6 protein-coding genes and 1 pseudogene are annotated in these 8,174 nt (G+C 63.3%); 5 read left to right on the top strand and 2 right to left on the bottom strand.

Translation table 11 applies throughout. The features are described from left to right. The 3 genes from QJT78_RS46305 to trbI all read left to right on the top strand — a co-directional run. Positions 1-363: TrbG/VirB9 family P-type conjugative transfer protein (locus QJT78_RS46305; protein WP_281460677.1), on the top strand; the 363-nt coding region annotated here is incomplete at its 5' end. 2 nt (positions 364-365) lie between these two features. Continuing rightward, positions 366-818, top strand: coding sequence for a conjugal transfer protein TrbH (gene trbH, locus QJT78_RS46300; protein ID WP_281460676.1), 453 nt, complete (start codon positions 366-368; stop codon positions 816-818). An 11-nt stretch (positions 819-829) separates the two neighbouring features. Then, on the top strand, positions 830-2,128 hold the full coding sequence (trbI, locus tag QJT78_RS46295; RefSeq protein ID WP_281460675.1) for an IncP-type conjugal transfer protein TrbI: 1,299 nt from the start codon (positions 830-832) through the stop codon (positions 2,126-2,128). Positions 2,129-2,177: 49 nt separating this feature from the next. Here trbI and QJT78_RS46290 read toward each other — a convergent pair. Further along, positions 2,178-2,368: pseudogene (locus QJT78_RS46290) on the bottom strand (IS5/IS1182 family transposase); the annotation flags it as partial. 413 nt (positions 2,369-2,781) lie between these two features. Beyond that, a complete protein-coding gene (locus tag QJT78_RS46285) occupies positions 2,782-3,078 on the bottom strand; it encodes a hypothetical protein (protein ID WP_281460674.1) in 297 nt (98 codons plus the stop codon). 208 nt (positions 3,079-3,286) lie between these two features. On the opposite strand from QJT78_RS46285, the gene QJT78_RS46280 reads away from it, so the two are divergent. Both QJT78_RS46280 and QJT78_RS46275 read left to right on the top strand, forming a co-directional pair. After that, a complete protein-coding gene (locus tag QJT78_RS46280) occupies positions 3,287-6,337 on the top strand; it encodes a branched-chain amino acid ABC transporter substrate-binding protein (RefSeq protein ID WP_348652431.1) in 3,051 nt (1,016 codons plus the stop codon). Beyond that, positions 6,334-7,965: a metallophosphoesterase gene (locus QJT78_RS46275; RefSeq protein ID WP_281460672.1), complete on the top strand. Its 1,632-nt coding sequence runs from the start codon at positions 6,334-6,336 to the stop codon at positions 7,963-7,965. The genes QJT78_RS46280 and QJT78_RS46275 overlap by 4 nt, the downstream gene beginning before the upstream one ends. The last annotated feature ends 209 nt before the right edge of the window (positions 7,966-8,174 follow it).

The following is an 8,174-nucleotide window of genomic DNA, read 5'->3' as shown; positions in this document are numbered from 1 at the left end:
TATCCGGAGGCTGTCGGCAGCCGGCTCGCGGACGTCAACACGCGTCTTGGCGCTGAGGTGATTCCGGGCGCTGGCGTGCCCGCCGAGCAGTTGAGCTTCGCCTACAGCGTGAGCGGCAGCGCCTCCTGGCGGCCGACCCGCGTCTACAGCGATGGCGTGAAGACCTATATCCAGTTTCCGTCGTCGCTCTCTGGCCAGGATGCACCGGTCCTGTTCGTGGTGTCGGGCGGCCAGAACCGCATCGTCAACTACCGGCTCAAGGGCGACATGATGGTGGTCGATTATCAGATCGACACCGCCATTCTGGTCTCCGGCGTCGGCTTTTGGAACCAGGACAAGGTGACGATTCGGAGGGGAGGCTGATCATGCGCCGCGTCTTGTCGATACCTCGGCTCGTCCTCCTCTCCATGCTTGGCCTGCCGCTCGCCGGCTGCGCGTCATTCGGCAGCGGCGCCCTGGTGGCGAGCTCGGCGCCATCAGATCTGTCAGGTCCCGCAGCCTCGGCGATCGCCGGCGACCTGGTGACGAAACTCGCCGAGCAGGTCGGGCCCGGCTCTGGAACGATCATCCTGAAGCCCGACGGCACGCCCTTCGGCCAGGCACTGGAGACGTCGCTCAAGAATTGGGGATACGCGGTCGCGACCGATCAAAAGACCGGCGGCGAAAAGACCATACCACTCGCCTATGTGGTCGAGTCCTACAACGGTCAGGTGTTGGCGCGCTTGTCGACCGGCAGCATCGAGCTCGGCCGCGCCTATGCGGCGACGGCCTCCGGGGCATCGCCGGCCAGTCCGCTCTCGGTCATGCAGCGCGGGTAGGGAGGGCTATCATGGTGCAATCCCTGAAGCTCGGCGGCAGTCCGGCGGCAGAGGAGGGCGGAGGAATCCGTCGCCTGAACCGGCTGCCAATCATCCTCGCCATCGTGCTGATTATAGTGTTCTTCGCCGTCATCTTCTACGGCCTGACCTCGCGCGGTCTGTACTTCCGTCGCGCCACCGGCGTCGACACCGCCTCTTCCAACCCGGCGTCGACCTATGCCGATCAACTGAAGAAAGGGGTCTCCAACGGCATCATCGGCGACCAACAGGAGGCACAGACATTCCAACCGATGCCGCCGCTGCCCGAAGTACCAAAGCCGCCGAACAATCCCTTTTCTGGCCGCCCACAGACCGAATCGCGGTCCGGCTCACAACTCGAGCCGGAAGAGCTGTGGCGAGCGCGTCTCGACCGGGAGGCGCACGAGCAATATCTGCGCGAGCGGCAACGCCAGCGCATGGCCCGCGTGCAGGCGAACGATGCCGCCTATGACTCACCGCTCGCCATCAATATGAGCAAGCTGCAAACATCGAGCGCACCCGTGAGCAATGCGGCGAAGACGACGACAGCCGGCCTTGCACGCGGTGCGTCCGACCTTTATGCGGCGGCGCTTCGCGGCGGCCTCAGTACGCAGTACATCGATCCGAACGGACAAACGGCGAAGGAGGATTTCTTCAACGCGGACCTCAAGAAACTCGGCTACCTCCCGAACAAGGTCGTCGCGCCCACATCCGCCTACGAATTGAAACGTGGCTCGGTCATTCCAGCGACGCTGATCACCGGCATCAATTCCGATCTTCCCGGTCGCATCACCGCCCAGGTCAGCCAGAACGTCTACGACAGCGCGACCGGCCATCAGCTGTTGATCCCGCAGGGCGCCAAGCTCCTGGGACGGTACGATTCCAAGATTGCATTTGGGCAAAGCCGCGTCCTCGTGGTCTGGACCGACATCATCTTCCCGAACGGCGCGACCTTGCAGATCGGAGGCCTGGCGGGCACGGACGCGGAAGGCTATGGCGGCTTCAACGATCAAGTCGACAACCATTATTTCCAGGTGTTCGGCTCGGCGATCCTGATTGCCGCGATCGGCGCTGGCATCGATATGTCGGTGCCGGCGAGTTTACCGTATGGGTATCGGCAGACACCGTCCGACGCTGCACGAAACAGCTTCGCGGAGACATTTGGCCGCGTCGCTGAACAGACGATCAGCAAGAACCTGAACGTCCAGCCCACGCTGGAGATTCGCCCCGGCTATGTGTTCAACGTCCTCGTCGACCAGGACATGGTCTTTCCCGGCGCTTACCGCGGATAAAGGCTTCGAAGGAGCGTAACGGCGCGCCCTCATCGCGGCTTTTTTGGCAGGATTGCCGCAGCCTGACCCCGTGCTTCCTCACCGGACGATTCAGCCCCCGGATCGCAGCATGCAAAAGCTTGGCGTTCGTTGGGAAGCTGATGACCTTCGGCTGCACGGTGTGTCGACCGTGACCCGCTTGATGCCTTGGCTGCATAAAGTGCCGGCCTCGTGCGCCACCTGAAGTCTCTCGGCCAACAACTCACCGCTGCTCGCAACGGTCGACAAACCGGCAATCATCACGGCGAGGCGGGCTATCTCCGCGAGGGCGGCCCCGAATACTCGGCTCCAGACTATCGTCAGTGTCACTCGCTACCATCCTTCTGCCGACGGGACGCCAGTCGAGATTGTCGTCGATGGACGGGTTGAAGGCGGCCAGAACCACGAGGTCGGCGCTTCGGCATCACTCCGGACCGCGAATACGCTGCGGACGATCAGTCTGCCGCTCAGCGATTCCGGCTGGCGATTCCGCAAGAGCTCGCGGCCGATGTACGCGCTGGAAAACCCATCACGTTCATCGTTCGCCTCGTTCCCGTGCGCGGCAACGGAGAAGGCGCGTCTCTGCGTATCGGAAATGTGGAGATGCCCTGACACCCGGATTGGATCGGCTTCTGTCAACAGGAGGAATGCTCGATGGATCGCCGTAGATGGTTGCTGAGCGCGGCAGGACTTCTGATCGGGGCACCGACACTTGCCGAAGCCGCCTCGCCGGCGGCGGCAAATGCATCGGGAATTGCCGGCAAATGGACGTACCGAAGCTTCCACAACCGGCCGGCACTCGTAGACGGCGATCCGGAGAAAGCATTGCGTTTGATCTTCGCGGAGGCCTTCTTCACGTTCGAGATCGACGGGACTTTGCGGACAGTCATATCCTCGATCATGCGTCGGCGCATAGGGCTCAGCTGGGCCATCGGAAAACCTCCTGTCTGAAGGGTTGGGCTCTGAAACCCTCAATCCTCTCAGACAGGAGACGGCCGTTACCACCTCTCCTCAAATGCCGCGACAGCGGCTTCGTTCAATCCCAAATCGCGCTGCAACGCTGCGATTTCGCGACGAAACGAAACAAACGACTTGGCATGCGTGCTATTTTCGATAGTATTTACTATCGGTTGTGGACGAATGGAGGACGCCATGTGGCGTGGCCAATTGGTTCGATGCTGGTTGCTGCTTGCGACTCTGTGCCACGCGACACCGGTTCTCTCGCAAACGATTAATCTCGGATTGGCGGCGCCGTTGAGCGGACCGCTCGCGTCGCTCGGCGATCAGGTGCGCCGGGGGACCGAGGTCGCGATCGACGAGATCAACGAAAAGGGCGGCGTACTGGGCCGGAAACTGGCCCTGAAGACGGCTGACGATGGTTGCGAGCCGGCGCGGGCCGTCGAAGCGGCGCGCCGGCTCACGCAGCTCGACAAGGTCGTCGCGGTGATCGGCCATGTGTGTGCGCCAGCGTCCTTCGCGGCGGCGCCGGTTTACGCCGCGGCGCGCGTGGCCATGGTAACGCCGGCGCCAGTGGACCAACGCCTGATCGAAGCCGCTACGAAGAATGGTTGGCGCAACATTTTTATGATGGCTGGGAGCATCCAGAGTCAGGGGTTCGCCGCGGGTACCTATCTGGCAAGGCGGTACACGGGGGGCGACATCGCCTTGGTCTACGATCAGTCTTCCTATGGAGCTGACCTCGCTGGCGGATTTAAGCAAGCACTTAAGGACCGTAGCGCCTCGCTAACATTCGAGACTTCGCTCACCGGCAACGTCGTCGACGTCAGGCCGACCGTTGACCAACTGCGCGCCGCCAAGCCGACAGCAGTCTATCTCGCCACCACGCCCGCCAACGCCGCCAGCCTGGTCAAGCGTGCCAAGGAGATTGGACTTGATACGACGTTCGTCTCGGGAAACGCGATCAGACGTCCTGAATTCCTAGAGATCGCCGGGCGCGCCACCGAAGGCGTCTTGAGCACGACGTTGCCAGATGCGCAATCGTTGCCAGCGGCGGCGGAAGCGATCGCTCTGCTGCGTCAGCGCGGCTCTGGAACGGAGGGCTACACGCTCTATGCCTACGCAGCCGTGCAGGTGCTGTCGCAGGCGATCGACAAGGCCGGCTCGACCGAGCTCGACAGGTTCGAGCCCGTGCTGCGGCAGCAATCCTTTCCGACCGCCCTCGGAACCGTGAGGTTCGACAAAGCGGGCGATCGGGACGTATCGCAGGTCGCATTCTCCCAGTGGCGCGACGGAGGCATAGCGCCATTCGATCCGAGTCAGTTCTGGGACGTCTCCCGCGACGCGATGACGACGGTTCTGGCCACCGCCAGCGGTTCGACCAGCCGTGCACGAGCTAGGCCGGTCCTAATAGACGATGGAGGCAGCAGCTCGGCAATCGTGGCGAAAGCGCTGCAGGGTGTGTTCTGGAACACCTACTTTACGCGCGAGGGCGAGCCCGATGCGAAGCTCAGCACTCGGTCGCAGGCCTCGTACACGCTCGTGCTCGATCTCTCCGCCTACAACTACCGGCAGATCGGGGAAACCAACGCTGCTGGCACTGCGGTCGATCCGCGCGTCAAGAACGCCCTCGAAAAGGCACCGCAAGAGCCGATCGAGCTAAAGATCCGTCCGGTTGTGGTGACGCCGCTGCTGACCCTCGAAGATGACCCGGTTAAGGCGCTGCGGGTAGACCGCAAGAAGCTCGTGCGCCCTCAGGAGGGTACTGCGGTCGTCGAGGAGAACCGACTCGTCGGACGCTTCAAGGTTGGCGCGATTAATTTGCCCGAGTTTGCTGCCGAGGTGAGGGCGGGGCAGGTAACTTTCACGGTCAAAGTTGCCGAAAATGTCGCACCTGGCTGTGCGGTCATCGCCTTCACCATCTGGGACTTCCGCGACAACCCGATCGATCACCTGCTGCAAACGGTCCCCGTGGGCGACGGCACGACGCAGCCCGATTGCACACGTACCAATCCCGAGGCGCTGAAAGGCGGCTTTGCAACATTGATGAACCCGGTCTTCTCAATCGGCGCGGCCGATTCGCAGCAGCCGATCCAGGCAGCGCTGCATCTGTTCCAGATCATCGCGCAGGGCCAGCAGAAGACCGTCGCGTTCTTCATCGACAAGGGCCAATACCGGCCGCCGGAGCCGGGCAAGCCGGCGATCGAGCAGGGCGTCTTCAGCTGGCAGACTACATCGCGCTGGTTGAGCGAGTATGTCAGCAAGCCGACCGGCCTGCCGGCAAAGATCGCCGCGGCGTGGAAGGACGCGGATAAGGGCTCGCCCGGGCCCTATGCCGGGGCCGCGGACGAACTCGCCGACTGGATCTTCGGCGCGGACTTGGCTTCCCGGCCCAAGGCGGAAGCCGCACGTGACGCGCTGAAGAAGCTCGCGGAGGCCCAGACCACACCGGTGGTAGTGGTACGGGCGGTCGACGAGAACAACCGCAAGATCTACGTGCCGCTCAATTTGATCGCCGCGGCGGGCAACACCGGAGGTCTCGCCAAGCCGATCACCGTCGTGCAACCGCTCCAGACGGAGCGCTACGAAGCGCCGAGCTGCATCGGACATTGGTCGTTCGGCCTGTCCAACGAAACTAAAGCTCTCGATGTCAATCTCATGGGCGAATTCGACGCGCTGGCTGCGGCAAAGCCAGCAACCGGCGAGACCTGGATCCGGAACGCCGCCGACCTTAAGACCTACTTCAAGATGACGCCCGCGCTGCCGGCATCAGTGCCAGCGACCCCTATCCCCTCCGAAGGGCTGGTGCTGCTCGCCCATCACGACGGGTTCGGCGTCTACTTTGACGACGTCAACGGACGCGTTCTCCACCAAGGTCTTCGCCACGCCTATCCGCCCGGTAGCGTTGCCGTACTGGCCGCCTGCGTTACGGCAAATCCGAGCAGCGGTATGGATATTCTCAACGGGCTCAACGATAGCGGCGTCGACGCGATGATCGTCTCACCCTTCAACGTGCGGATCGACTACGGTGCGCGGATGGCGTTCGAGTTTGCCAAAGTCGTCCGCCAACATCGGGAGAACCGGCGGACGCCGACGCTGGCGGAGATGTTCGCGCAGGCGACCGGTGAGACCAAAGAATTCTTCAAGAAGAAAAAGCCCAACGCCCGGCTCGAGGAAATGGCCCTTGAGTTCATCCTGCTCGGTAACCCGTATTTGAGGCTGTGTGCACCATGATCATGTCCGCCCTTGTCACGCCGATGCGGCGCGTGGCGCCCCTCTTGCTCGTGCTGATGGCCGGCGCGGCTGTCACGCTCTCCGCACCTGACGCGATCGCCCAGCCGCAGGGTGGCGCAATGCCCCAGGTGCCGGCCGCGCCGTTCGTGATGCCGCCGGCGTCGGCAGAGCCGCGGATGATCGTCTTCATCAGCGACCTGCATTTCGGCCTGGGTAAGCGTCCTGATGGGCGCTGGTCGCCAAAGGAAGATTTCCGCTGGCCAGACGCGCTCAAGGGCTTCCTCAACGAGATGGGGCGGCGCGGCAATGATCGCGTCGATCTCGTCATCGTTGGCGACTTCCTCGAGCTGTGGCAGCCGCCGTCTGGGATCGCCTGCGACGCTTCCGGCGGCGCCGATCTCGGCTGCACCGTGCCGCAGATAGTTTCGATCGCCCGCACGGTGATCGACGCACATCAGGGCGACCTCGCACTGCTGCGCGACTTTGCCAAGCGCGGCGACAACCGCCTCTACGTCATCCCCGGCAATCACGACGCCGCGCTTCTGCTGCCGCAGGTGTGGAGCCTGCTGGCGGCGCCGCTCGACCAGCCGGCCGGCCGCGTCGCGCTGGTGACGCGCGGACTCTGGATGTCGTCCGACGGGCGCATCGTCGCCGAGCACGGCCATCAGGTCGGCAACGACGTCAACCGCTACGACCGCTGGCCAGCCATCACGCGCGACCAGCGCGGCACCACTTATCTCGAGCGGCCGTGGGGCGAGCGCTTCGTGCAGCAGGTGTTCAATTCGCAGGAGGAGGAGTACGAAATCATCGACAACGTCGCGCCGGAAACCGTCGGCGTCAAATACCGTATCGCCGATCGCGGCTATGTCCGCACCGTCGCCGACGTTGCGCGTTTCATCGCATTCAACCTGTTCGAGACGTCACTGGCTCAGAAGGATGCGTCGCTCGGCACCCCCGACGAGAACGCCGCCGACCGCTGGGATATCAAGCTTGCGCGTGAGGAGATCGGGTACGGGTTGTTTCTCGAGGCACTGGCCAAGGACGACCCGCTGCGTGCGGAGATCGAAGGTCGGGATGCGGTGTCTGAGGCACTGCGGACGGAGCTCGCCGCGCTGGTGCGCGACGACAAAAGGCTCACCGACGACGAGGTGCGCGCACTGTGCGAGCACCTCGCGCGCCGCGAGGCGCCACGGAAATGCGCCATCGCTACCGCGGGCGCGTTGCTGGAGTCCACGCTGGTGGAGCGTCCCCACGTCATCGGGACGCATGTCGAGGGCCATCTGCGCACCGACGCCCGGCTAAACATCTTCGTCTATGGCCACACCCACGGCTATGAGAAGGGCTGGCCTTTGAAGTTGCGTAGCGGCAGCGAGGTGACCGTTCACAACACCGGGGCGTTCCAGCGCACCATCGACGAGGCGGGTTTCCTGGCGCTCGTCGCCCAGAAGAATCTCGCGCCGAGCGAAGCGCTGCGGAAGATCAAGCTGGAAGACCTGCCGCCCTGCTACTCGGCGGTGCTCGTAACCTACGCTTCGTCCGGCGTTCCTGCGTCAAAGACTTGGCGCTGGCATCAGCAGGAAGGCGGCACCGGAACCTTGGTCGAGCTTGGCGACAACCGCTGCAACTGAAGAAAGTAGCGGTATGCCAGACGAGGAATTTTTGCACCGTTGGAAACGGAATAGTCGCCCGTTCTTTAATCGCGGGCACGATGTCAACCCCGATAGACAAAAGTGATCCACTGCCGGGTTCATGGTTCTTTCCGCGGTCGTCTCTACAGCCGCCGCATGATGGCGTTCAACAGGTGTGCATCTCGATGTGAAGAGCGCGGTGCGTAACG

The organism is Bradyrhizobium sp. Mp27 (assembly GCF_029953005.1).
Taxonomy (GTDB): Bacteria; Pseudomonadota; Alphaproteobacteria; order Rhizobiales; family Xanthobacteraceae; genus Bradyrhizobium; species Bradyrhizobium barranii.
Note: the sequence above shows the minus strand (reverse complement) of the source record. Positions and strands in the feature narration are given on the sequence as shown.

What these genes read in the sequence shown, in the direction of transcription:
- QJT78_RS46280 (WP_348652431.1), top strand. Translation starts at nt 3,287, where the DNA reads ATGGAGGACGCCATGTGGCGTGGCCAATTGGTTCGATGCTGGTTGCTG.
- trbH (WP_281460676.1), top strand. Translation starts at nt 366, where the DNA reads ATGCGCCGCGTCTTGTCGATACCTCGGCTCGTCCTCCTCTCCATGCTT.
- trbI (WP_281460675.1), top strand. Translation starts at nt 830, where the DNA reads ATGGTGCAATCCCTGAAGCTCGGCGGCAGTCCGGCGGCAGAGGAGGGC.
- QJT78_RS46275 (WP_281460672.1), top strand. Translation starts at nt 6,334, where the DNA reads ATGATCATGTCCGCCCTTGTCACGCCGATGCGGCGCGTGGCGCCCCTC.
- QJT78_RS46285 (WP_281460674.1), bottom strand. Translation starts at nt 3,078, where the DNA reads ATGGCCCAGCTGAGCCCTATGCGCCGACGCATGATCGAGGATATGACT.